We start from the raw sequence: 554 nt of genomic DNA on the forward strand, positions 1-554 counted from the left end.
AACAAAAAACATAAAAAAGAAAAAACAGAAAAAAAAATATGAAAAAGAAAAAAACAAAAAAAAGAAAAAGAAAAAGAAAAAGAAAAAAAAAGAAGAAACAAAAAGAAAAAAAAAAAAAAAAAAAAGAGAAGAGAAAAAAAAAAAAAAAAAAAAAAAAAAAAAAAAAAAAAAAGAAAAAAATAAATAACTTGTACTTTTTAAAAAATAAGAACACCAAAAAGATATAAATTTGAGTCAGCAAGAAATGGGGGGGGTTACATAATTAAAAGTTTAAATTTTTTATATAAAAAAAACAAACTTTAATTAAAAATCAAAAATTTAAAATTTTAAAAATTATAATTTTTTTTTTTTTTTTTTTTGTTTTTTTTTTAAATTTTTTTTTTTTAGTTTTTTTTTCCTTTTTTTTTTTTTTTATTTCTCTCTTTTTTTTGGAAAATTTTTTTTTTATTTTTTTTTTAATATAATTTCCCCCGCCACCCCTTTTGTTTTTTCTTAATAAAACTTTTTTTTAAGAAAAACTATTTTTTTTAAAATAATTTTTTTTTATTTTGGTC

1 protein-coding gene is annotated in these 554 nt (G+C 13.9%); it reads left to right on the forward strand.

The annotated features are described in order from the left end of the window. Window positions 1-38 precede the first annotated feature (38 nt). Window positions 39-227, forward strand: a complete 189-nt coding sequence (locus tag NG918_RS17230) for a hypothetical protein (protein ID WP_252227133.1) — start codon at window positions 39-41, stop codon at window positions 225-227. Window positions 228-554: the final 327 nt, after the last annotated feature.

The sequence above is a fragment of the Clostridium sp. ZBS2 genome, from assembly GCF_023845855.1.
Taxonomy (GTDB): domain Bacteria; phylum Bacillota; class Clostridia; order Clostridiales; family Clostridiaceae; genus Clostridium; species Clostridium aquiflavi.

Coding starts and splice junctions, on each gene's coding strand:
- NG918_RS17230 (WP_252227133.1), top strand. CDS start 39: ATGAAAAAGAAAAAAACAAAAAAAAGAAAAAGAAAAAGAAAAAGAAAA.